The organism is Extibacter sp. GGCC_0201 (genome assembly GCF_017566055.1).
Classification (GTDB): Bacteria; Bacillota; Clostridia; order Lachnospirales; family Lachnospiraceae; genus Extibacter.
This window is the reverse complement of sequence record NZ_JABFCH010000007.1, coordinates 1-21,982: the sequence shown is the minus strand read 5'-3', so window position 1 is coordinate 21,982 and position 21,982 is coordinate 1. Positions and strand designations below refer to the sequence as shown.

The window sequence follows — 21,982 nt, the reverse complement described above, 5'->3', positions numbered from 1 at the left end:
TACAGTCCGAATGTTACAATATAGGTAATAATAAACTGTTTTTACCCATCCGGTGAATAGAATATGATATAATAATAATTTAAGAAATAACGTAAGGGGACTTTTGTATGAATGTGCATCAAAAAAAGAAGCTGCCTGCCCTGATTATCTGTATCGCTGCAGCAGTGTCTTTTCTTGTCGTTATGGCAATTGCCGCCCGGTCGGGGAAAGATGACAGCATGCAGCTTGTAAAAGCAGAAAAACGATATATGGATGAAGGCGTAAGCTGCCTGGTGGACGGTGGAAGAAAAGAGGTCAGGTCATATCCTTACCGTTCGGAGGGGCAGGAAGGATATTTTTATTATAGACTGCCCGATGATATTCCGGACGATTCTGTTCTTGTGCTGCCAAACGTATACCAGAAGATAGAAGTGACGCTGAATGGGGAGTCCCTTTATGAATATGGAATAGATAATGATTCTTCATATTATATGGAGGCACGCATCAACTGTGGAATCAGGATTCCGGCAGGCAGCGGCGGGCAGGAGCTGGAGATACATCTGGTTCATACAGAAAAATCAGGAAAGGCCGTATTGCAGCAGGGCTATCTTACTTCTGCGGGAGAGATGGCGGACGGCATACTGGCCGATAATCTTTGGGCCTTCTTATTCTGTGTGATGACGGCCATGTCAGGTATGTGCATGTTAACTGTGTCGCTCTGGCAGCATGTCAAGAAAGCGGGGGATTCCCCGATGATATTCTTCTTTCTTGGACTCTTTGCCCTGCTGTCGGCCGCATGGGTATTTACCGACTCAGGGCTTCCGCAGCTTATATTTGACGACAGCCAGGTGCTGATGGTACTGTCCTTCGAGCTGTTTATGCTTATGCCGGTGCCGCTGCTTTTGTTCGTCCAGCTCGTATGCGAGTACAGCCGGAAAATGTTCGGTATTCTGGTGACAGTCTATATCGTTAATTTCCTGGTACAGAATGTGGCATATGCAGTCATGATATCAGATTTTAAACATATGGTCTATCTGACCCATATACTAATCATCGTAAGTATCATAGCGATTGCTTACTTTATCCTGCGAGGTGCGGTAAACAGAAATTCCTTGTACGTAAGATGGACGATGGGAGGTGTCGGGATATTTGCAGGCTTTTCCTCCCTGTCTCTGCTGAGCTTTTACGAGACAGGCGGTAACCAGAATGAAAAGTTTTTTATTATCGGTTTTTTTATCTTCCTTTCGATTCTCATCATGCTTGCCATACATAAATTCCAGGAAGTATCTGAAGAATCGGCACGGTCGGAAGTGCTGCAGGAGCTGGCCTACAAAGATATGATGACGGGCATTGGAAACCGTACGCTGTACGAAGAGCATATAGCTGACATCGAAGCCGGGCGCTCTGCGGCAGTTACAGGCATCATTGTACTCGATATCAACAATCTGAAGGAGGTGAACGACCGGTATGGGCACAGGGCGGGTGATGAGCTGCTGAAGCTTGCAGCCAGATGTCTCAGAGAAGCTTATGAAACCCGGGGGATGTACTATCGTATCGGTGGAGACGAATTTGTCATCCTGTTAAGAGGGGCGTATCTCGAAGAGAAGGAGTGCCGGGGACTGCTTGGGAGCTGCATCAAGAAGCATAATGACGGGCAGGACGTCAAGCTGTCCGTATCCATGGGCTATGCCGCACCGGACGCGGGGACAGATGCGGCAGCCATACATGAACTTATAGAGAAGGCGGATGCCAGGATGTATGAAGAGAAGAAGCGTTTTCACAGCGGCCCGTAGCTGCTACTGTGAATTGTCGGGAAAGACCGTAATCTCAAAGCTGCTGCGGTCGCCCCGGTATCTGGCCAGGGAATACTCTATCGGTTTGCCATAGGCATTATAGCCGGTAGAAGTGAAATGCTGGATTGGTTTTCCTCTTTCTATATCCAGATATTGCTCATCGCGGGAATCTGCTTCCACGGCTTCTACGATTCTGTTGACGCGGAAGACGCTCGTCTCTTTCCGCTCATTCAGTATACTGTACAGCAGCTCCTTTTCCAAATCATGTGACAGGATAAAGCTGCAGTCCTCATAAGGCAGGCATGTCTCAATCGTGACAATCGGCTCTCCGTTTGCAAGCCGTTTGCGGTGGAGGTATATGACGGATTCCTTATCCTTCAAGTCAAGGCTCGCAGCTACTTTCGCGGTCGCCTTCTGCACTTCGAGCTTCAGCACTTCAGTACTGGGCGACATGCCTGCCCTGAGTATCTGGTCGTTAAAGCTTTCCAGCTTTTTGATGAAGTCCTGGCTTATCTTAGGCTGTGAGACGAAGGTACCTTTACTTTTGATGCGGTAGAGCCATCCTTCCTGCACCAGCTCAGTGATAGCCTGGCGCACGGTGGTGCGGCTGATTAAAAAGGTGTCGCTCAGCTTTTTTTCAGTTGGTATCATTCCGCCTACCTTATAGCTGCCATTCTTGATTTCTTCCATAATCAGCTGTTTCAGCTGGAAATAAAGTGGTACAGGTGTCGATTTGTCAATTTTCGATGGATTGGTCAACATACGATAACTCCTATCTTATATTTTATTGGTTATTAGCGTAAATGTAATTATGTTATATCATTATGATATCATTAATTTGAAAATAGGTCAAGAAAATAAAAATGCATTAACGGAAAGGAGCGGGTAAGTTAAATACAATGCAAATATACGTTGCCTTTTGCAAAGAAATAGAATAATATAAAAGGGTAAGGTTGAGTTAGAGAAAGGATATCAAATATGAATCAGTTTTCAAAAGAGAGTATCGATAAAAACACACCGGTGCCGATGTACTACCAGTTAAAGAAGATTATACTGGATATGATAAGGGAGGGCAAACTGAAACCGGGCGATATGATTCCTACAGAACTGGAGCTAAGTGATATATTTGGAATCAGCAGGACGACAACCAGACAGGCGATTATGGAACTGGTGATGGAAGGGCAGCTTTACCGTATCAAAAGTAAAGGCACTTTCGTTGCTGAAAAGAGAGTAATACAAGATTTTACAAATGTTATCCGGGCTTCTCACAATCTGCTGCAGTCGCAGAATGTCAAGACGACGACGAAGGTGCTGGAGCTGTCGGTCATAAAGGCGAATGATCTCGTGAGCAAGATGCTTCAGCTGATGGAAGGCGAGGATGTGATTCATCTGCGCAGACTCCGGTTTGTGAATGATGAGCCGAATGTCCTGGCTGATGCATATCTTCCTATATGCTGCAGAGGCATGCTGGATATGGACATGAACAAAACAGGGTTGTATGAGTTCCTGGATAAAAATGCAGAGACGACTCCGGTGAAAGCAGTCAGGGAGCTGGAAGCTATCTCCGCCGAGGAAAGCGAGGCAGAACTGCTCGGCATCAAGGAAGGGGATCCGATTCAGCTCACGACATCAGTAACTTATACGGCAGACGGGAAACCGATCGAGTATTCTATTGCCAAATTCAGGGGTGACAGAAATGTGTTCCGTTGTGAAGTGAATATATAGACGCATGATTAAAGGAAATTCAAAAGAATTTCCTTTACAAATACATAGTTATGTAATATCATTACAATATAATGATGAATTGCTATATGGATGAAATCGAATGGAGGTATCATATGGGAAGGATACAATTGGAAGGCCTTGCACACGTAGGGCTGTATGTCAATGACATCAGAAGAACGCTACAGTTTTATGAGGAGAAGCTGGGTTTTGAACTGGTCCATGAGGCAGTAAGCAAAATTCCGGAAGGTGATGTGCTTGTGAAGTTTGTACAAAATGGCTCTTGTATGCTTGAGCTTGTGCAGTTTCCGTATGCAGTCAAGAGAGAAGACGGATGGTTTGACCACGTCTCGATTGCAGTGCATGATCTGGACAAGGTGATGGAACAGCTGGAGCAGAATGGGATTAGATTCGAGGAAGGAAGCTATACAGAAGCACCTCACGTATTTCCGCCAAAGGGATCTAGATGGGTATTCTTCAGGGGTCCTGACGGAGAGAACATCGAACTGAATGAAAGGTTGTAATATGGTTAAAATGCACAAATAGTAAAAAATAAGTAAAAATATATAGTTGATAATTGACAAATGGGGTAAATAGAAATATAATATGTCATAACAATACTATATAGTAACGTCATCATTTTAACGAAGCGGATATCAGAAGGAGGAAAAGATATGAAAATGAAAAAAATGTTGCCGGCAGTTCTGGCAGGTCTTATGATCTTCGGACTGGCAGCCTGTGGAAACAAGGAATCTTCAGATTCTAAAAAAGAAGGAGGCGATGGAAAGGATGAGTATGACATCGTCTATCTGTCACCATCTACAGAGTCAGAGTATTGGCAGTATGCAGAGATAGGAATGAGAAACGCGATTGCCGATATCGAGGAGAAAGAAGGTATCAAGATCAATTTCTCGGTGAGCGGACCTGCTTCCGAATCCGAGACGGATGCTTATATCAAGGCATATGAAAGCGTCATCGCATCTTCACCCGATGCAATCATTACAGCAACACTGGCTCCGGACGGAACGGTCCCTAAGACGCAGGAAGCCAAGGATGCCGGTATCTATGTCAACTTTGTCAGCATGGGGCTAGAAGGCGGAGATTCCAATGATTATGGCGACTACTATGGCGTGCACTACTACTGCGACAATACGACCATAGGTGAGACGGCAGCCCAGTCGATGCTGGACGGCCTGGAAGCCAACAATATAGAGCCAAAAGGTAAGATAGGGATGCATATGTCGGTTGTCGTAGAGACGCTGGAAGAAAGAATGGATGGCTTTAAGGCTTATATGGCAGAGCATGCGCCTGATATCGAGTGCCTGGACACGCTCTATAACGAAAATGATGTAAATAATGCACAGTCTAACGTAGAGACCCAGATTTCTACATACGGCGACGAGCTGATAGGATTATACGGCGGCAATAACGTATCAGGCGACGGCATCGCCCTCGGCCTGAAGAATGCCGGAAGCGGCAAGAAGATACTCGGTATCGGCGTGGACTCCGACAGCCTGGAAATCGAGGCGCTCGCAGCCGGCAACCTCTATGCGATTATCGTACAGACACCTTATGACCAAGGCTATAAGGCTGTTGAAAATGCAGTAGAATATCTTAAGACAGGGGAGAACCCTGAGAGCGAGAAGCATATCAACTGTCCGTCACAGGCGGTTACGAAAGAGAATATGGATACCGAGGAGAGCAAGGCTCTGCTTGACCCTACAATCCTCAAAAAATAAATAGAACCTGACATATCAGGCTGCCGTCTTACAGAGTGGCGGCCTGATTGTATAAGAAAGAATGGTGGATCATATGGGAGAAGATATTATTTTAAAAGTAGACAATATCAGCAAATCATATCCGGGTGTCAAGGCGCTCCAGAACATAAGCCTGACGGTCAGGAAAGGTGAAGTCAGGGCTCTGCTCGGTGAGAACGGAGCCGGAAAATCAACCCTGATCAAATGTATCATGGGTGTGGAAAAGCCGGAAGAGGGGTCCGTGAGCATCAGCTGTGATGGCATATGGAAGACGCCTCAGAGCGTGGCGGAGAGCAAAGAATGTGGAATGCACGCCAATTACCAGCATGTGAATATAGCAAGGGAGCTGAGCATTGCGGAGAATTATTTTCTAGGACGGCTGCCGGTAACGAAGTGTAAGACGGTAGATTGGGAGCTGATGTATGAAGAGAGCCGTAAGATCATCGATAGATTCGAGATGGACGTAGATCCAAGGAAGAAAATAAGCGAACTCTCGGTGGCAATGCAGGAAATGGTCACAATCAGCAAGATATCAGTCAATGACGAGATACGGCTTGTAATCTTCGACGAGCCTACGGCGCTTCTGGAAAACGACAAGGTTGAGATTCTGTACCGGTATATCAGGGAACTGAAAGAAAGCGGTGTCAGCATCATCTATATCTCTCACCGTCTGGAAGAGCTGATGGATATCTGTGATACGGCCACTATCTTAAAGGACGGCCGGTATGTAGATACAAAGAATATCAGTGAAGTGGACAAGGATATGCTCGTTTCCCTCATGGTAGGGCGTGAGGTGGACAATCTGTATAACATCAGGCACAGGAAGGCCGGGCTTGAACTGCTTAAGGTAGAAGGACTGACCTTGAAAGGCAGGTTTGAACACATCAATTTCCGGCTGTGCGAAGGAGAGATACTTGGCTTCGCCGGACTGGTGGGAGCCGGGAGAAGTGAGATAATGCGGGCCATCTTCGGCGTGGATAAGGCAGACTCGGGACATATCTATATACGAGGAGAAAAAACGGTAATCAAGACCCCTCAGGATGCCATACGAAACGGTATCGGGTTTCTGACGGAGGACCGGAGACTGGACGGGCTGGCGCTGCCTCTGAGCGTGAAAGTCAATACAAACATGTATTCTTACGACCTGATCAGCAAGGCAGGCGTAATCAATCTGAGAAAAGAGGCAGAACGAGCAGAAGAATACAAGACTAAAATAGGAGTAAAAACACCAGATATTAATCAGCAGACAGAGAACCTGTCCGGAGGAAACCAGCAGAAGGTCGTCATAGCCAAGCTGCTTTGCAGGAACCCGGATATACTCATATTTGACGAGCCGACGGTAGGCGTGGATGTCGGGGCAAAGCAGGAGATATACAAGATTATGGAGATGCTTGCCGCACAGGGGAAAGGAATCATCCTTATCTCCTCTTATCTCCCGGAAGTCATGGGGCTTTCGGACCGGATGATCGTCATGTCGGAAGGCAGGATATCGGGTGTATTAGATAGAGAGGAAATCGATGCTGCCGAGGAAGAAGATGTGCTGCGCCTGGCGTCGGCAATGATATGAACATGGAGTTCGGAGGGATAATATGAATAGATTAAAAACAGGAAAGGCAGGTTCACTGCTGAAGCGTACAGAGTTTTCTCTTGTTGTTATAATTGTCGTCATCTTTCTCGTGGCGGCCTTCGGGACAGATAATTTTCTGACCAATTATAACTTGACTAATATTTTGAAACAGTGTTCTATCATAGGGGTCATATCGATATCGGCTACGTTCATCATCATTACGGGCGGTATCGACTTGAGCTGCGGGGCAATCTGCGGAATGAGTACGCTGATGGTTGCCATGGGGCAGGCGAAATGGGGAATGTCCGTACCGGTATCCATTCTTCTTGCACTGGCCGTATCTGTTGTCTGTGGACTCTACAATGCGGTAATCATCAATGAGTTCCAGGTACCGCCGTTTATCGCCACATTGGGGAGCATGACCATCCTGCGGGGGCTTATAAAGGTAATCAGCAATGCCAGTACGATTGCGGGACTTAACAAGAAGTTTGGAGCATTTGCCAGCGAATCGGCTGCATTCATACCAAAGCTGGCAGTCATATGGGTCATTGTAGTGCTGATTGGCTTTCTGATTCTCCATTCAACCACATTCGGAAGGAACCTCTATGTGCTCGGAAGCGGACAGGAAGTGGCAAGGCTGTGCGGCATCTCTATCAGACGTGTTACATATATGACGTATGGCATAGCTGGCTTGCTGTGCGGTATCGCGGGCATCATGCTGGCATCCAGAATCAATAGTGCGGTACCTACGGCTGGAACGGGATATGAGATGAACGCGATAGCCGCGTCAGTCATCGGAGGCGCTTCTCTGTCCGGGGCGAAAGGTTCTGTGTGGGGGACGGCGCTTGGTACGATTCTTATGACCTTGATTGACAATGCAGGAATCCAGTTCGGTATCAATTCTTTCATTATGGAAATCAGCACGGGCGTGCTCATTACGATTGCGGTTATCATCGACCAGCTGAAAAATAAAAAATCCCGGTAAGCAGAGGAGGAAAGACAGATATGTTTGATTTTAGTACAGTACAAGATAAGGAGATAGCCGCGAAAGTATTCGAAGAGGCGAAGGAGTTTCTCTCCCTGTGCCATTTTGGGCTGCAGGGCATCACGAGGACAGAAGATGATGTTAGGAAAGTCGTAGGGAAGCTGAAGGAGACGAAGATGGCACCGCTGGCATTTGACACGGAGATGCAGTTCGTGCCTATGGTGAGGGAACTGTTTTCGGACTACTGCTGCAAGGTGAGGCTCCACTGTGCAGTGTCCTATCCGATGGGACGGCTCCTTCCTGCATCCAAGATGCATGCGCTTGACAGGCTGAGGGCGATAGGCGTAGATGACGTGTGCGTGTGCTTGGACTGGCAGGCAGTCTTTTCAGGGAGATACAAAGATGTGGAGAACGAAGCAAGGCAGATTGTAGAAGAGTTCCAAGATGATTTTTACAGGGTGGCGCTTGTCATACCGGCTACGCTTATGAGCGACACGCAGATCATAGAGACATGCCGGGCACTGGATGCGGCCGGAACCGTGTCTGTGAAAGTGAATCCGGGCGCCACGCTGGGGGTGTCGTTTGAAGAGGTGGCGCTGATCAGACGCAACTTCCCCAACCGGTTTGACATACATCCGTCCGGAAACATACGGACACTCTCCGATGTGCTGCGCTACAGGGAGATGGGCTGCAACAATATACATACTGCGGCTGCGCTGGAGATAACGGATGACTTTATCGTAAAGAAATTAAAAGAATATGGAGGAATCTGAGCATGAAAACCATTTTGACAAATATACCGAATTACTATGTATCAGATGAAAACTGTGAGAACTTGTATTACAAGGCAATTGCCAATCGGGCAGATGCCGTTCTCATCAGCCCCTCCAGCATGAAGACAGGAGAGAAGTTCAGAGGAAGAGGGGTAAAGACGTACGTGAGCATATCATATCCTGCCGGAACAGCTTCTCCGGATCTGAAGGCTCAGGAGATTCTTGACTGTGAAAATAGCAGCGGCATAGCAGATATGTACTTTGTCACCGCGGCGGCCGGATATTTTATGAGCGGGCATGGAGATAACTTAAGAGAAGAGATGCGTCTCTGTGCAGGGTCCGTCAGGAAGCCGGTGTGTTTTATCACCGAGGCCGCAGAGATGACGGAAGAAGATCTGGAGAAGATGTGCCGCATTGCCTGCGAAGAGAAGGTAAGGGGAATCGTGACGTCCACGGCTTTCCTGCCCTATGACGTCAAGAGGGCCACGGCTGCTGAGGTGTCCAGGCTGAAGAGCTATGCACATGACGGACTGAAGGTGGCTGCCTTCGGGCAGTTTCATACGCTGGATGAGGTAGAAGAAGCAGAAAATGCCGGGGCTGATATGATAATTCTGAATGAAACGTGTGAGATCGTAAAAGTATAATGTGTGGAGGTGTATTGTATGAAAAGATATATTATCGGAGCCGATATTGGTACCCAGTCAATCAAAGTCCATCTGTATGACGAGGAGCTGAAACTTGCCGGTTCAGTGTCAAAGGAACAGTATGTAGATACGCCGAGACCGATGTGGATGACGCAGCGGGCGTCTTCCTGGTGGAGCCTCCTGACGGAAAGCATCCAGGAGCTGCTCATGAAAACAGGCATATCAGGAGACCAGGTGTCTGCCTTCGGCTGCTGCGCACATATGCACGGAGCCGTGCCGGTCCGGCTGGACGGCAGTGTCATCCAGGATGATATTCAGCTGTACAGCGACAAAAGAGGCGGATATCTGGCAGATAAGATAGCGGAAGAGATGACAGACGAGCTGTATCATATCTCCGCCAATATGCCGACATCATCGTGGCACGGGATTAAAATCAAATGGCTGAAAGAAAATGAACCGGACGTATATGACAAGGCAGATAAGTTCCTGACGCCAAAAGATTTTATTAATTTTAAGATGACAGGAGTGGCGTGTACGGATTACTCGGAAGCGGCAGGTGTGTTTGCCATGGATCAGAATACCGGAGAATGGTCCGACAGGCTGCTCGGTGTCCTTGACATCGACAAGGAGAAGCTTCCCCACATCCAGAAGGCTTACGACATCGTCGGCACCGTATCGGAGCAGGCGGCGTCTGAGACCGGCCTGAGCACGAAGACGGCTGTCATTACCGGAGGAGGGGACATGCTCAGCATGCTCTACGTATCCGGTATGCATAAGAAAGGCACGGTTGTGGACATTACCGGAACAGGCGGGATCATATGCGGCTATACAAAGCTTCCTGTCATGGACCGCAGGATTATGAATCTTAGGCATGTACTGGACGGATGGGTGCCGTTTGGCAATATCGACGCAGCCGGTGTATCCTTCCGCTTCCTGCGCGACAATCTGTGTAAGAAAGAACGGGATGAGGCGCGCGGCAGGGGAATCGATGACTACGCGTATCTGTGTGCTCTGGCAGAAAAGATACCGGCAGGCTCTTCAGGTTTATATTTTCTTCCTTACCTCATGGGAGAGCGCACAATGGGAAGTGCGGATTCCAGAGGATGCTATATCGGAATGTCCATGGACAAGGAAATCGGACATTTTATCCGGGCGCTGCTGGAAGGCGTGGCACTGGAATTCAAACGTACGCTGGACGTATTTGAAGGCAGCGGCAATTCCATTGACGCGGTGTATCACAGTGGGGGTGGTGCAAAGGGCGATTTGTGGAACCAGATAAAAGCAGACATATATGAGAAGCCGATCTACACCCTTCAGGCAGATGAAGGCGGCGTACTCGGCGTGTCCCTTATGGCCGCATATGCGGTCGGTATCATAGGCGACCTGGTAGAAGGGGCCGACGCGGTCGTGAAAGTCAAAAAGGTATATGAACCGAACAGAGATAATTTCCACGTATACAGGGAGATGAAAGACGTATTTTCCGAACTGCATGATACGCTCCAGACACCGTTCCGGCATATGGCAAGAGTGCAGGAGAAGATGCTTTAAGAAAGATAATAATGAGAAGCAAAAGGAGAAAAAGGATGGCTGATTTTAATGTAGATAAGCAGACCTTTGATTACATCAGAGGTTATACGATTGATTTGGATATGAAAACAGGAATGTCTAAGAGGAAGGAGACGTCCAGACGTTATCTGAGCCAGATGAAAGGGATGTTCTCCGATGATACGGCCTACGAGAAGAAGCTTCGGGAGGAGGGAGATGCGCTCGTATATGAATTTCATGAGATGGGAGTGCCGGAACACCCAGGTGACCTGGCCTTTGGGTGCAGCATTACATATCCGGGCAAGGTGGGAGATGAATATTATATGACCAAGGGGCATTTCCATACGATACTTGACACGGCGGAGGTATATTATTGTCTTGGCGGTCATGGATATATGCTTATGGAGAGCCCGGAAGGGGATTGGCTTGCACACGAGCTCACACCCGGAAAAGCGCTTTATGTGCCGAAACGTTATGCGCACAGAAGCGTCAATGTAGACGCAAAAGAGCCACTTCTCACCTTCTTCGTATTCCGCGCCGACGCAGGCCACGATTACGGAACGATAGAGTCGAAGGGATACCGGAAGCTGCTGGTCGAAAAGGAGGGGAGGCCTGCGATAGTAGATAATCCAAAGTGGTAGCTTATCACAAATGACCCGCCCGGAGAATTACGGACGGGTTATATTACGCCCTTAAAGGAGGAAGGGGCAGTTCTCACCGTTGAGCATCATGATGAGGTTGTCTACTGCCATGTCGGCCATCGCTTCTGCCGCTTCGTGCGTATGAGCGCCTGTGTGCGGCGTGGCTATGACGTTTTGCAGGGTGAACAGGGGATTCTGTCCGGGCGGTTCGTGCTCAAAGGCGTCCAGTCCCAGCCCCCCAAGCCTTCCGTCTGTAAGTGCCTGACAGGCCGCTTCTTCATCAATGATTCCCCCACGGGATGCATTCACCAATATGGTACCTGGCTTCATGAGAGCTATGGACTTGTCATTGATCAGATGATACGTGCCGTCGTTCAGCGGCAGATGCAGAGTAATAAAATCGGCTTTGGATAGCAGCGTATCCAGATCTGTCGGGATAATCCCGTGTTCCGTGCAGTAGCGCTTCGATATGTATGGGTCATAGGCAAGCACCTTCATGGAAAAGCCGGAGGAACAGAAGGCGACTTTCCGTCCGATGGCACCCAGGCCTACGATACCGAGCGTCTTATGATACAGCTGTGTGCCGGTAGATCGTACCCAGTTTCCGCTGGCAGTCTCGTTATGCAGACAGGGAATCTTCCTTGCCAGCGCCAGCAGGAGAGCAAAGGACAGTTCTGCTACCGCCTGCGCATTGGCACCTGGCGTGTTGGACACTTTGATGCCAAGTTCCCGTGCCGCCTGAAGGTCTACGCGGTCGTAGCCTGCTCCGTATCTGGAGATTGCCCTAAGTTGTGGACAGCTTTTCAGGACCGGCCCTGTCACCTGGTCAAGGCCGGCCAGATATCCGTCACAGTCTCTCAGAAGAGGCAGCAGTTCCTCGCTGGAGAGAGGCTTTTCAGTCGGATTGAAGACGAGGTCGCCGCAGAAGCTGCCGAGCCGTTCTAGGGCAGAGGAGTTCTTATCGGGTTTTAGAGAGGTGGGAGTGACTAATATCTTCATATCCTTACGCCTCCTTCTGTACGAGGGCTACTGCTTCCTCTGTCAGAGCCTTTATTTTGCCGAATGCATCGCTTTGGATCAGCGAGTCCTTTACCATCCAGCTCCCGCCGCAGGCGATTATCTTGGAAAAGGCGAGATAGTCAGTAACGTTCTTCGGGCTGATTCCGCCGGTAGGCATGAAGCTCATGCCCGGGAACGGTGCGGATAATGCTTTGATGGTATTGAGCCCGCCGTATTGTTCTGCGGGAAAGAATTTGGCTATGGCAAGCCCATATTCTACGAGCAGCATAAGCTCTGTAGGGGTACAGATTCCGGGGAATACAGGAATTCCGTTGTCCAGCGCATATTCCGTCACCTGCCGGGAAAAGCCGGCTGATACTAAGAAGCGGGCGCCGGCGTCAACTGCCTGCCTGGCCTGTTCGCTGTTCGTCAGGCTGCCTGCTCCTACGAGCATATGCGGATACTGCTTAGCCATGGCCTCGATGGATGCTCTGGCAGCCTCCGTCCGGAAGGTGACTTCTGCTATAGGAAGCCCGCCCTCGCAGAGCGCTTCTGCCAGAGGGGCTGCTTTGGAAGAATCGTCTAATTTGATGACAGGCACGAGCCTGTGTTGTCTGATTCGTTCTGGTATATTCATAATAAAAAGCTCCTTTTTTGTATGTCAGATGACTTGGTTTATTGTAAGGATTCGTCTACAGTTTGCACAGGATATCTTTCTTATCTGTTCCTCTGTTATTCCTGCGTCTGTAAGAAGAGGGAGGAAAGTTTCAAGGATGTAAGTGAGGCCAATCCCTCCCGGTGTATAGCACTTGAGTCGTTCTCTCGTCGTGTCGAGGGAAAAGAGGAGCTGATTCTCATAGCCTGCGTCGAGCATCGCCGCGAAGATCTCAGCCTCCCTTCTGTCACTGTGATATTTGAAACGGCCTATCGTATCATATTCGAGATATATGCCTTGCCGGCATACCTCTTTGTGGACGGACAGGTCTTGTACGGCCCGGTCCATATGACAGAAGATGACCCGGTCAAGAGGCATCTTTTTCTTGTCCAGATATGAGATGAGCGCAAGCGCCGGCGCCCCCTGTTCGATATGTACCATAAGCGGTGCTCCCGTATGGACGGAGGCGCAGATGGCGGCATCGAACAGCTTCTTATACTGAGCGGTCAGCCCGCAAGTATCATACGCACACTTGAGGATACCGGCTCTGGCGTCCACGGAGCGTACCGGCAGCCTGTAATCGCCGTCGGCGTACATCCCTTCGGTGAGTTCCTGGATAAAAAGGGCTGCCAGCGCCTCTTTGCCCATATCAAAGATCCAGTGATCCTGCGGATAGAAGACCATCTTGTGGAATCCTGTTGAAGCGATGATCTGGATACCTGTCTCATGCCCAAGCAGGCAGAGTGCTTCTGCATCCCGGCCGCATCCTACAGGCTGTGCGTCCACGACAGTAGAGCCGCCGGCCTTCCGGAACTGTTCAAGTTCCGCCCGTGTCTTATCATAGCTGTCGATGCAGAGCGCTTCGTTCACAAGAAAGGATTGTCCCTTCCTTATCATCAGATGCTCATGACAGTGGCAGAAGACCAGCGTATCTGGCGGTACCTGCCCGGTGACGGTCTGTATATATGGCATAGTCAACTCCCTGTCCGCGGCGGCTAAGAACGCGCGATATCGCTTAACCTGTCGATGAGTGCCTTGTCGATGGGAAGATGGAAGACTTCAGATATGACCTGCGTCCATCCGTGTATGAAATATATCCAGCCATCTTCCACATGCAGCCGTCTGCGGGCGGCCTGCTTTTCTGCCTGTTCTTTGAACAGGAGCTCGCCGCGGTAATTGATCTCCCATACGAGGCTGTCTTCTGGAAAGCAGCACGCGTCGGTGAGCGGGGAACCCGGCCCGTCCTTGCCAAGGCCGGTTGCATTGACGATGAGGGAGTGGGGCTTCAGCGAAGCAAGCGTACGGTCGTTATCGGCAGGGGTCGGGTTATGTACAAAGTCAAAATGAATCATTGGATTCAAGTCATCCAGTATGACCCTGGCAGCCTCAAGGCGGGGGATGCTTCTGTTGGCAAGTATGATATGCTTCGGCACGTTGCTGCCGAAGCAGTCCTGGCTGAAATAGAGAGACATGGCAAGGGAGGAGCCGCCTGCCCCCAATAGAAGCACGTCGCCGTCATAGTCTGACCAGTAGTTTTCAGGGACAAAGTGCTCCAGTGCGAGCCCGCTTGATATCGGGTCCTTTGCGTGACCGCACAGTTTCCCGTCCTTCTTGCTGATGGAAGAGATTTCCCCAAGCTTCTGTGCATAAGGGTCCAGGTAGTCGAACTGGTCTCTGCATGCGTTGTAGAGGTCGATCTTATGGGTCGTTACGAGTGCGCCGAGCGAGTTGGGGTCATTCTTGATAAAGTCGACAGCTTCTCTGTAATCTCCGGCGGGGGAGTGGGGGGCAAAATCAAATCCCTTGATGCAGGCGTCAAGACCCAGTTCTTCCGCCCATTTAGGAAAAACCTTCATGATCGAAGATGCTGATGTGGTGACTCCTATAAAGTAGAAAGTAGGGGTGTCGGATTTTACATAATTGTTCATATATTCTCATCCTTTCTAAAAAAATAAAGTAATAATATAATTATGTTATAACATAATGAGATAAAGATGTCAATGGGAAACGGAACTGCGTGTGAGGATGAAATGACGATATACCGCATCACAGAACAATTATTTTCGTCAGATAGGATATTGAAAACAAGAGTCATATTTTATATAATGTTTGAAGTTTGCGCAAAGAGGAAGGCAGAGAATGATGGAAAGAGACATGACAGTGGGGAGTCCTGCTAAGATTATACTGAACTTTACAATACCTATATTCATCGGAAACATCTTTCAGCAGCTTTACAGTATGGTGGATACTGTCATAGTAGGAAAATTTGTGGGCAATGAGGCACTGGCTGCCGTGGGAGCCTGTGGTACGCTCATGTTCCTCATACTGGGATTTCTACTCGGCCTCACTGCAGGATTTACCGTAATTACGGCCCAGCACTACGGAGCCGGGAACATGGTGGCGGTCCGCAAGTCCGTGGCATCCGCGTCGGTCCTCTCGGCGGTGGTCTCCGTCCTGATTACCATTTTGAGCATGGCGATGATGAAACATGTCCTGAACTGGATGAACACGCCTTCTGACATGTACCGGGAAGCGTACGGATATATCATGGTCATCTGCGGAGGTATCGCGGCACAGGTGCTTTATAACCTGCTTGCAGGCATATTAAGAGCCGTAGGGGACAGCAAAAGGCCGCTTTATTTTCTCATCCTGGCTGCGGTTTTGAATATTTTCCTGGACCTGCTATTTATCATCGTATTTCGGATGGGGGCCGCGGGAGCGGCGTACGCTACGGTAATCTCCCAGGGAGTGTCGGGTGTCCTCTGCCTCATCTATATCATACGGAAGATGCCGGAACTTCACCCGTGCCGGGAAGACTGGAAGATGGATAAAAGTCTCGCCAAATGGCAGCTGAAAATAGGGATACCGATGGCGCTGCAGTTTTCGATTACCGCAGTCGGGACAATCGTCGTGCAGTCTGCCCTCAATATTCTGGGGTCGGTAGCCGTGGCCGGATTCGCGGCAGCCAACAAGATTGAACAGATCGTCACCCAGGCGTACGTGGCAATCGGAACGACGATGGCAACATACTGTGCCCAGAACACCGGCGCAAGGAAGCTGGACCGTGTGAAGGCCGGCTTTTGTTCGGCGACATGGATTGGCATCGTCTATGCTGTGATAACCGGCGCCGTAATCATATTTGCAGGCAAGTATATGACCGTCCTGTTTGTGTCGGAGAACGTAAAGGAGATAACAGCATATGTGGATATCTATCTGAAATGCGTGGGGCTTTCGTTTATTCCGCTCGTGTTCGTGAACGTATTCAGGAACGGCATCCAGGGTATGGGCTTCGGCATGCTTCCGATGCTGGCAGGTGTCGCGGAACTTGTCGGCAGAAGCGCTGCTGCACTTACGGCGTCGCGTTTTGGAAGCTATGCTGGAATCTGCCTTGCCAGCCCAGCGGCGTGGCTTCTGGCGGGGGCGCTTTTGGTATGTATGTATTTCTCCATAATGAAACGTAAGATATAGCATTTTTTAAAAACCTGTGTTATACTTGAAACAAGTATGCGAAGGCATGAATATGATAACAGAATAAGGAGCAAAACCTATGAAAAGAGTATTGTTAAAACTCAGCGGAGAAGCCCTTGCGGGAGATAAAAAGACCGGGTTCGACGAGGCGACGTGCATAGGCGTGGCGCGTCAGGTGAAGCAGCTGGTGGATGACGGCGTCCAGGTTGCAATCGTGACAGGAGGCGGGAACTTCTGGCGCGGGAGGACAAGCGAGACGATAGACAGGGTGAAGGCGGACCAAATAGGGATGCTGGCGACGGTGATGAACTGCATCTATGTATCTGATATTTTCCGTTATGCGGGCATGAAGACAGAAGTGTTCACCCCCTTTGTGTGCGGGGCATTCACTTCTTTGTTCTCAAAAGATGCTGCGTTAGAGGCACTGGGAGAAGGTAAGGTCATCTTCTTTGCAGGTGGGACCGGCCATCCTTATTTTTCGACCGATACAGGGGCCGTGCTCAGGGCGATTGAGATAGAGGCGGATGCAATGCTGCTCGCGAAAGCGATAGACGGCATCTATGACAGTGACCCGAAAGTGAATCCGGCGGCAAAAAAATATGACGAGATATCTATCCAGGAAATTATTGATAAAAAGCTTATGGCAGTAGATCTGACAGCGTCCATCCTGTGTCTGGAAAACAAGATGCCGATGCTCGTGTTCGGGCTGAATGAAGAGAACAGCATCGTGGAGACGATGTCAGGTACATTTGCAGGTACGAAAGTAACGGTTTAATATAAGGAGGAAAGTATATTATGGATGAAAAGCTGAAAGTATATGAGGAAAAGATGAACAAGACAATTGCAAGCCTTGATGGGGAGCTGGCGGCAATCCGTGCCGGCCGTGCCAACCCGAACGTGCTGAATAAGATCATGGTCAATTATTACGGGACTCCGACGCCAATCCAGCAGGTGGCGAATGTATCGGTACCAGAGGCGCGCATGATTCATATCCAGCCGTGGGAGAAGAGTATGGTGAAGGAGATTGAAAAAGCGATCATGACCTCCGACCTTGGCATCAATCCTACAAATGACGGCTCTGCAATCCGCCTTGCGTTCCCGGAGCTTACAGAGGAGCGCAGGAAGGAGCTGGCTAAGGATGTGAAGAAGAAGGGCGAGAACGCAAAGGTCGCCATCCGCAATATCAGACGTGACGGTAACGATACTCTGAAGAAGCTGAAGGGTTCTGAAGTTTCGGAAGATGAGATCAAGGATTTGGAAGATGAACTTCAGAAGCTTACAGATAAGTTTATAAAGGAAGTGGACAAATCAGTAGAAGCGAAGTCAAAAGAAGTGATGACTGTGTAACAGTAAGTGGAGACGGGTACCGGTTTTGCAGGAACGGTACCTGTCTTTCGTATGCGAGAGGAGAATTGGTTCATGAAGGTACCACAGCATGTTGCCATCATTCTGGATGGAAACGGACGTTGGGCGAAATCTAAGGGAATGCCGCGCAATTACGGGCATGCGCAGGGAAGTAAGAACGTGGAGCGGATCTGTGAGGAAGCATACCGCATGGGTATCAAATATCTGACGGTGTATGCATTTTCTACAGAGAACTGGAACCGCCCGCAGGATGAAGTGGACGCGCTTATGAAGCTGCTTCGTAATTACATGAAGACTTGCCTTAAGACAGCGGCTAAAAACGATATGAAGATAAGGGTGATCGGAGATCTTGGCCGCCTTGACGATGATATACGGGGACGCATAGCGGAGCTGATTGAGGCGACGAAGGATAACAAGGGCCTCAACTTCCAGATTGCCATCAATTACGGAAGCCGGGATGAGATGGTAAGGGCGGCCAGAAGACTGGCTGAGGATTGTGCCTCAGGCAAGATTGGGCCGGAAGAAATCGACGAGACGTTGTTCGAACGTTATCTTGACACGCATGGCATTCCGGATCCGGACCTGCTGATCCGCACGAGCGGGGAGCAGAGACTTTCCAATTATCTGCTCTGGCAGCTGGCCTACACGGAGTTTTATTTTACAGATGTATTATGGCCGGACTTTACAAAAGAGGAATTGGTAAAAGCTGTCGCGCAATATAATGCTAGAGACAGACGTTACGGAGGAGTGAAGGAGGAACAAGATGTTTAAGACAAGACTGTTAAGCGGTATCGTTCTGGTAATCGTGCTGGCTGCCGTAGTCGGATATGGCGGGAATGTGCTCGCATTGTTTTTGGCAGCCATCAGCCTGATTGGTCTGAAAGAGCTGTACAAAGTGGCGGAGGTACACAACAGATGGCTTGGAGCAGCCGGTTATCTTGCGGCGGTCTTATATTATGCCCTTATCTTTACGGGCAGCCTCGGCTATATGACCATGCTTTCTATCTTATTCCTCGTGCTTGTCATGGCCGTGTATGTATTCTCCTTCCCTGCGTATAGAGCGGAACAGGTGACGACCGTTTATTTTGGATTTTTCTATGTTGCCGTAATGCTGTCTTATATCTATCAGACGAGGATGCTGGAGGACGGCGCGGTATTAGTATGCCTCATCTTCTTAAGCTCCTGGGGATGCGATACATGTGCTTATTGTGTCGGCATGCTTATAGGAAAGCATAAGATGGCTCCGAAGCTCAGTCCGAAGAAATCCGTAGAAGGGGGCATCGGCGGCATCGTCGGCGCGGCGCTTCTCGGCGTGCTGCTGGCGCTTGGTGTCAACGCCTGGGCAGGAATGTCTGTCAGCCCTCTCTATTATGGCGTAATATGTGGGGCAGGCGGCGCCATATCACAGGTTGGCGACCTGGCTGCATCTGCCATCAAGAGGAACCATGAGATCAAGGATTATGGAAATCTGATTCCGGGCCATGGGGGGATTCTGGACCGGTTCGACAGTGTCATCTTTACAGCACCGATTATATACTATCTTGCAACATTTCTTGCATAATATAAATGAGAGAGGTATCCTATGAAGAAAATTGCCATATTGGGTTGTACCGGTTCAATCGGAACACAGACGCTGGAAGTCGTAAGAGAAAACAAGGATATAGAAGTTCTTGGACTGGCGGCAGGCGGGAATGTGGAACTTCTTGAAAAGCAGGCAAGGGAGTTCCGTCCGCAGCTCATAGCCGTCTGGACGGAAGAGAAAGCAAAAGAGCTGCGCGTTAAGCTCCGGGATACGGATATCAGGGTAGCGTCCGGAATGGAGGGACTGATTGAAGTATCAACCATGTACGATGTGGAGATACTAGTGACAGCGATTGTCGGCATGATAGGGATACGTCCTACGGTGGAAGCAATCAAAGCCGGTAAAGATATCGCGCTTGCCAACAAAGAGACGCTTGTGACCGCGGGCCATATCATCATGCCGCTTGCAAAGGAGAACCATGTGTCCATCCTTCCCGTTGACAGCGAGCACAGCGCGATATTCCAGTCGCTGAGGGGGAATGAGGCGAAGGCGGTCAGCAGGATATTGCTGACTGCATCCGGAGGCCCTTTCCGGGGAAAGAGGGAAGAAGATCTGCTTGATATACGGGTGGAGGATGCACTGAAGCATCCGAACTGGAGCATGGGGCAGAAGATTACGATAGATTCCTCCACCATGGTCAACAAAGGGCTGGAGGTTATAGAAGCGAAATGGCTGTTCGGCGTAGATGTGGACCGGGTACAGGTCGTCGTCCAGCCGCAGAGCATTATCCATTCGATGGTAGAATATGTGGATGGTGCCATCATGGCAGAGCTTGGGACTCCGGATATGAAGCTTCCGATACAGTATGCGCTGTACTATCCAGAACGGAGAAACCTGCCGGGAGAGCGGCTCGATTTCTGGAGCCTTGGCAGGCTGGATTTTGAGAAGCCGGATATGGATACTTTCTATGGGCTTAAGCTGGCCTATGACGCGGGACGGGCGGGGGGAACCCTTCCGACCGTGTTCAATGCGGCAAATGAGCTGGCGGTGAAGCAGTTCCTGAACCGGGAGATCAAGTATCTGGAGATTATAGAGATTATAGAAGATTGTATGAAAGCCCATAAGAATGTGGATGATCCGACCCTTGAGCAGATACTGGACACGGAGAAGGCGACTTATGAGCGGATTGAAAGCAGGAGGTAAGACATAAGTTTTGGGAATCATATTTGCAATTATCATTTTCAGCTTCATAGTATTTTTCCACGAGCTCGGGCATTTCACCCTTGCGAAGAAAAATGGTATCGACGTGGAAGAATTCTCCATCGGGATGGGGCCTACGCTGTTATCAAAAGAGTATAAAGGAACGAGATATTGTATAAAGCTGCTTCCGTTGGGCGGTTCTTGTATGATGGGAGAAGATGAGGAGGCGACGGATTCCCCTGGCAATTTTAACAACAAGCCTGTATGGGCGAGAATTTCCGTCATAGCGGCAGGACCTGTATTCAACTTTATACTGGCCTTCGTGTTTGCCGTCATCCTGATTGGGATGGTAGGTTATGACAAACCCGTCGTCCAGAGTGTCGACAGCGGCTATCCCGCCCAGGAAGCCGGTATCGAGCCTGGCGATACGATTGTGAAGATGGGGAATAAGAAGATCAACATATTCCGTGAGATCAACTTTTACAACCAGTTCCACCAGGGCGAGAAAGTAGAAGTAACCTACATCCATGACGGTAAGAAGCAAACAGCCACGCTGACGCCGAAGCTGGATGAAGAGAAAGACTACTACCGTATCGGAATCGGCGGCGGTTCGAATACGAAGGCCAATATCGGAACCGCGCTGCAATACGGCATGTATGAGGTGAAGTTCTGGATATGCACCACGATGGAAAGCCTGAAGATGCTCGTGACCGGCCAGATAGGCATCAACCAGCTGTCAGGCCCCGTAGGTATCGTGGACGTCGTGGACAGCACGTACCAGCAGAGCAAATCGTACGGTTTCTTAATCGTGCTGGCGCAGCTGATGAATATATCCATCCTGCTGTCCGCCAACTTAGGAGTCATGAACCTGCTCCCCCTGCCCGCACTGGACGGAGGGCGCCTCGTATTCCTCTTTATAGAGATGATAAGAGGAAGGCGCGTACCGCCGGAAAAAGAAGGCTACGTGCATCTGGTAGGCATCATGCTCCTCATGGCACTGATGGTATTCGTCATGTACAACGATATCAGACGCGTGTTTTTTTAATAATTAGGGACGTAACCAAATTGAAAAAGGTTACGTCCCTAATTAAGTTTTGTGGTGTACCAAAATGAGGATAGCCCTGTACCTAAATGAAAAAGGGCATTTTAAAAGGACTGCTTTATTGGGAGGTGCAGTCCTTTAGGAAAAGTTATGAAAAAGAATTTTAAGTTTGTTCTTCTGAACAATTATTAGTATAAGAGGTAAATGTGAGAAATATGTGTTTAAAATTTGAAGATATTGTTAATAAAATGTGAGTTTAAGTAAACTAAAACGCCGCTGGGGAGGTATGGGGCAGATGCTCCGATGCGTCCGGGAACTGCGACTA

At 49.2% G+C, this 21,982-nt stretch carries 22 protein-coding genes; 17 read left to right on the top strand and 5 right to left on the bottom strand.

What is annotated here, in order from left to right; translation table 11 throughout:
* The first annotated feature begins 107 nt into the window (after positions 1-107).
* A complete protein-coding gene (locus HJV72_RS06385; RefSeq protein ID WP_208069624.1) occupies positions 108-1,772 on the top strand; it encodes a GGDEF domain-containing protein in 1,665 nt (554 codons plus the stop codon).
* A gap of 3 nt (positions 1,773-1,775) precedes the next feature.
* Here the strand turns inward: HJV72_RS06385 and HJV72_RS06380 are convergent, their stop codons facing one another.
* On the bottom strand, positions 1,776-2,534 hold the full coding sequence (locus HJV72_RS06380; protein WP_208069623.1) for a GntR family transcriptional regulator: 759 nt from the start codon (positions 2,532-2,534) through the stop codon (positions 1,776-1,778).
* 216 nt (positions 2,535-2,750) lie between these two features.
* Here HJV72_RS06380 and HJV72_RS06375 point away from each other — a divergent pair, with 216 nt between their 5' ends.
* From HJV72_RS06375 to HJV72_RS06335, 9 genes are all read left to right on the top strand, one after another.
* Positions 2,751-3,497 carry a GntR family transcriptional regulator gene (locus HJV72_RS06375; protein ID WP_208069622.1) on the top strand — a complete coding sequence of 249 codons (747 nt, stop codon included), beginning with the start codon at positions 2,751-2,753 and terminating at the stop codon, positions 3,495-3,497.
* Between the two features lie 113 nt (positions 3,498-3,610).
* Positions 3,611-4,018, top strand: coding sequence for a VOC family protein (locus HJV72_RS06370; protein WP_208069621.1), 408 nt, complete (start codon positions 3,611-3,613; stop codon positions 4,016-4,018).
* Between the two features lie 150 nt (positions 4,019-4,168).
* On the top strand, positions 4,169-5,233 hold the full coding sequence (locus HJV72_RS06365) for a substrate-binding domain-containing protein (protein ID WP_208069620.1): 1,065 nt from the start codon (positions 4,169-4,171) through the stop codon (positions 5,231-5,233).
* Between the two features lie 73 nt (positions 5,234-5,306).
* Complete coding sequence (locus HJV72_RS06360) at positions 5,307-6,818, top strand: sugar ABC transporter ATP-binding protein (protein WP_243765541.1); 1,512 nt, start codon at positions 5,307-5,309, stop codon at positions 6,816-6,818.
* Between the two features lie 22 nt (positions 6,819-6,840).
* Positions 6,841-7,803, top strand: a complete 963-nt coding sequence (locus tag HJV72_RS06355) for an ABC transporter permease (protein ID WP_208069617.1) — start codon at positions 6,841-6,843, stop codon at positions 7,801-7,803.
* A gap of 20 nt (positions 7,804-7,823) precedes the next feature.
* A complete protein-coding gene (locus HJV72_RS06350; protein WP_208069615.1) occupies positions 7,824-8,576 on the top strand; it encodes a hypothetical protein in 753 nt (250 codons plus the stop codon).
* Between the two features lie 2 nt (positions 8,577-8,578).
* Entirely contained in the window at positions 8,579-9,220 is a 642-nt protein-coding gene (locus HJV72_RS06345) for a hypothetical protein (protein WP_208069614.1), read from the top strand.
* Positions 9,221-9,238: 18 nt separating this feature from the next.
* Complete coding sequence (locus HJV72_RS06340; protein ID WP_208069613.1) at positions 9,239-10,768, top strand: xylulokinase; 1,530 nt, start codon at positions 9,239-9,241, stop codon at positions 10,766-10,768.
* A gap of 35 nt (positions 10,769-10,803) precedes the next feature.
* Positions 10,804-11,406, top strand: coding sequence for a glucose-6-phosphate isomerase family protein (locus HJV72_RS06335; RefSeq protein ID WP_208069612.1), 603 nt, complete (start codon positions 10,804-10,806; stop codon positions 11,404-11,406).
* 51 nt (positions 11,407-11,457) lie between these two features.
* Here the strand turns inward: HJV72_RS06335 and HJV72_RS06330 are convergent, their stop codons facing one another.
* The 4 genes from HJV72_RS06330 to HJV72_RS06315 are packed head-to-tail and all read right to left on the bottom strand — an operon-like array spanning position 11,458 to position 14,988.
* Positions 11,458-12,405, bottom strand: coding sequence for a phosphoglycerate dehydrogenase (locus tag HJV72_RS06330; RefSeq protein WP_208069611.1), 948 nt, complete (start codon positions 12,403-12,405; stop codon positions 11,458-11,460).
* Positions 12,406-12,409: 4 nt separating this feature from the next.
* On the bottom strand, positions 12,410-13,042 hold the full coding sequence (eda, locus tag HJV72_RS06325; RefSeq protein WP_208069610.1) for a bifunctional 4-hydroxy-2-oxoglutarate aldolase/2-dehydro-3-deoxy-phosphogluconate aldolase: 633 nt from the start codon (positions 13,040-13,042) through the stop codon (positions 12,410-12,412).
* 24 nt (positions 13,043-13,066) lie between these two features.
* Complete coding sequence (locus HJV72_RS06320; protein ID WP_208069609.1) at positions 13,067-14,032, bottom strand: phosphotriesterase family protein; 966 nt, start codon at positions 14,030-14,032, stop codon at positions 13,067-13,069.
* Positions 14,033-14,055: 23 nt separating this feature from the next.
* Complete coding sequence (locus HJV72_RS06315; RefSeq protein ID WP_208069608.1) at positions 14,056-14,988, bottom strand: shikimate dehydrogenase family protein; 933 nt, start codon at positions 14,986-14,988, stop codon at positions 14,056-14,058.
* 214 nt (positions 14,989-15,202) lie between these two features.
* Between HJV72_RS06315 and HJV72_RS06310 the strand changes: the two genes are divergently transcribed.
* The 7 genes from HJV72_RS06310 (at position 15,203) to rseP (ending at position 21,660) form a co-directional block, all read left to right on the top strand.
* Positions 15,203-16,528 (top strand): MATE family efflux transporter, encoded by a 1,326-nt coding sequence (locus HJV72_RS06310; protein ID WP_208069797.1) that lies wholly within the window; start codon positions 15,203-15,205, stop codon positions 16,526-16,528.
* A 79-nt stretch (positions 16,529-16,607) separates the two neighbouring features.
* Positions 16,608-17,303 (top strand): UMP kinase, encoded by a 696-nt coding sequence (pyrH, locus tag HJV72_RS06305; protein WP_208069606.1) that lies wholly within the window; start codon positions 16,608-16,610, stop codon positions 17,301-17,303.
* Positions 17,304-17,323: 20 nt separating this feature from the next.
* Positions 17,324-17,875: a ribosome recycling factor gene (gene frr, locus HJV72_RS06300; protein ID WP_066575024.1), complete on the top strand. Its 552-nt coding sequence runs from the start codon at positions 17,324-17,326 to the stop codon at positions 17,873-17,875.
* Between the two features lie 72 nt (positions 17,876-17,947).
* Positions 17,948-18,664 (top strand): isoprenyl transferase, encoded by a 717-nt coding sequence (locus tag HJV72_RS06295; protein ID WP_208069605.1) that lies wholly within the window; start codon positions 17,948-17,950, stop codon positions 18,662-18,664.
* Entirely contained in the window at positions 18,657-19,454 is a 798-nt protein-coding gene (locus tag HJV72_RS06290; RefSeq protein ID WP_208069603.1) for a phosphatidate cytidylyltransferase, read from the top strand. Before HJV72_RS06295 ends, HJV72_RS06290 begins: the two co-directional genes overlap by 8 nt.
* Before the next feature lie 21 nt (positions 19,455-19,475).
* On the top strand, positions 19,476-20,618 hold the full coding sequence (locus HJV72_RS06285) for a 1-deoxy-D-xylulose-5-phosphate reductoisomerase (protein ID WP_208069601.1): 1,143 nt from the start codon (positions 19,476-19,478) through the stop codon (positions 20,616-20,618).
* Positions 20,619-20,628: 10 nt separating this feature from the next.
* Entirely contained in the window at positions 20,629-21,660 is a 1,032-nt protein-coding gene (gene rseP, locus HJV72_RS06280; RefSeq protein ID WP_208069599.1) for an RIP metalloprotease RseP, read from the top strand.
* Positions 21,661-21,982: the final 322 nt, after the last annotated feature.

Bases quoted from the DNA above. Each gene is read 5' to 3' on its own strand.
- HJV72_RS06310 (WP_208069797.1), top strand. From the start codon at position 15,203: ATGGAAAGAGACATGACAGTGGGGAGTCCTGCTAAGATTATACTGAAC.
- pyrH (WP_208069606.1), top strand. From the start codon at position 16,608: ATGAAAAGAGTATTGTTAAAACTCAGCGGAGAAGCCCTTGCGGGAGAT.
- HJV72_RS06345 (WP_208069614.1), top strand. From the start codon at position 8,579: ATGAAAACCATTTTGACAAATATACCGAATTACTATGTATCAGATGAA.
- HJV72_RS06350 (WP_208069615.1), top strand. From the start codon at position 7,824: ATGTTTGATTTTAGTACAGTACAAGATAAGGAGATAGCCGCGAAAGTA.
- frr (WP_066575024.1), top strand. From the start codon at position 17,324: ATGGATGAAAAGCTGAAAGTATATGAGGAAAAGATGAACAAGACAATT.
- HJV72_RS06320 (WP_208069609.1), bottom strand. From the start codon at position 14,032: ATGCCATATATACAGACCGTCACCGGGCAGGTACCGCCAGATACGCTG.
- HJV72_RS06360 (WP_243765541.1), top strand. From the start codon at position 5,307: ATGGGAGAAGATATTATTTTAAAAGTAGACAATATCAGCAAATCATAT.
- HJV72_RS06380 (WP_208069623.1), bottom strand. From the start codon at position 2,534: ATGTTGACCAATCCATCGAAAATTGACAAATCGACACCTGTACCACTT.
- HJV72_RS06365 (WP_208069620.1), top strand. From the start codon at position 4,169: ATGAAAATGAAAAAAATGTTGCCGGCAGTTCTGGCAGGTCTTATGATC.
- HJV72_RS06295 (WP_208069605.1), top strand. From the start codon at position 17,948: ATGAAGGTACCACAGCATGTTGCCATCATTCTGGATGGAAACGGACGT.
- HJV72_RS06355 (WP_208069617.1), top strand. From the start codon at position 6,841: ATGAATAGATTAAAAACAGGAAAGGCAGGTTCACTGCTGAAGCGTACA.
- HJV72_RS06385 (WP_208069624.1), top strand. From the start codon at position 108: ATGAATGTGCATCAAAAAAAGAAGCTGCCTGCCCTGATTATCTGTATC.
- HJV72_RS06290 (WP_208069603.1), top strand. From the start codon at position 18,657: ATGTTTAAGACAAGACTGTTAAGCGGTATCGTTCTGGTAATCGTGCTG.
- HJV72_RS06335 (WP_208069612.1), top strand. From the start codon at position 10,804: ATGGCTGATTTTAATGTAGATAAGCAGACCTTTGATTACATCAGAGGT.
- HJV72_RS06285 (WP_208069601.1), top strand. From the start codon at position 19,476: ATGAAGAAAATTGCCATATTGGGTTGTACCGGTTCAATCGGAACACAG.
- HJV72_RS06375 (WP_208069622.1), top strand. From the start codon at position 2,751: ATGAATCAGTTTTCAAAAGAGAGTATCGATAAAAACACACCGGTGCCG.
- HJV72_RS06315 (WP_208069608.1), bottom strand. From the start codon at position 14,988: ATGAACAATTATGTAAAATCCGACACCCCTACTTTCTACTTTATAGGA.
- eda (WP_208069610.1), bottom strand. From the start codon at position 13,042: ATGAATATACCAGAACGAATCAGACAACACAGGCTCGTGCCTGTCATC.
- HJV72_RS06370 (WP_208069621.1), top strand. From the start codon at position 3,611: ATGGGAAGGATACAATTGGAAGGCCTTGCACACGTAGGGCTGTATGTC.
- HJV72_RS06340 (WP_208069613.1), top strand. From the start codon at position 9,239: ATGAAAAGATATATTATCGGAGCCGATATTGGTACCCAGTCAATCAAA.
- HJV72_RS06330 (WP_208069611.1), bottom strand. From the start codon at position 12,405: ATGAAGATATTAGTCACTCCCACCTCTCTAAAACCCGATAAGAACTCC.